Below are 847 nucleotides of genomic sequence, written 5' to 3'. Positions count from 1 at the left end.
TCCGTCTGGCGGGTGTTCCGCATCTGGGTTTGGTGGTGGCGTTGCTGCTGCTGGCCGGGGTGGGGTTGGTGACGGTTCCGGATACGTTCGCGACGTCGTCGAATCTGGTGTCGATTCTGGCGTTGGCGTCGACGATCGGTGTGATCACGGTGGGGGCGACCTTCGTGATCATCGGTGGGGGGATCGATCTATCGGTCGGTGCGGTGATGGCGTTCGCGTCGGTGTGGGCGACGACGTTGGCGACGCAGGCGTATGGGCCGGTGGTGATGGCGTTGTGCGCTGTGCTGGTCGGTACGGGTGCGGGGTTGGTGAACGGGTTCCTGATCGCTTATGGGCGGATGGTTCCGTTCATCGCGACGCTGGCGATGTTGGTGGCGGCGCGGGGACTGGCGCAGCGGATGTCGGACAAGAAGACGCAGTTGGTGTCGGCGGACAATTCTGCGTTGGTGGATTTGTCGACGCAGCGGGTGCTGGGGTTGCCGTTGCTGGTGTACATGCTGGCGTTGGTGGTGGTGGTCGGGTGGGTGGTGTTGAACCGGACCACGTTCGGCCGGCGGACGTTCGCGGTGGGTGGTAATCCGGAGGCGGCGCGGTTGGCGGGTATCGATGTGCGGCGGCACACGATGTGGCTGTATGCGTTGTCGGGGTTCTGCTGTGGGATCGCGGCGATCATCATCATGGCGCGGACGACGACGGGGTCGTCGACGCATGGTGATCTGTATGAGCTTGACGCGATCGCGGCTGTGATCATCGGTGGGACGTTGCTGACGGGGGGCCGGGGGTCGATCATCGGGTCGATTCTGGGTCTGCTGATCTTCACGATGATCACGAATCTGTTCATTCTCAA

The 847-nt window shown here is 63.4% G+C and carries 1 protein-coding gene; it reads left to right on the top strand.

What is annotated here, in order from left to right; translation table 11 throughout:
* A partial coding sequence (locus Pmi06nite_RS41600; RefSeq protein WP_373317370.1) for an ABC transporter permease occupies positions 1 to 847 on the top strand: 847 nt, incomplete at both ends.

Source organism: Planotetraspora mira, from assembly GCF_016863275.1.
GTDB classification, from domain to species: domain Bacteria; phylum Actinomycetota; class Actinomycetes; order Streptosporangiales; family Streptosporangiaceae; genus Planotetraspora; species Planotetraspora mira.
The sequence above is the reverse complement of the archived record's forward strand: the minus strand, read 5'-3'. Positions and strand labels throughout refer to the sequence as shown.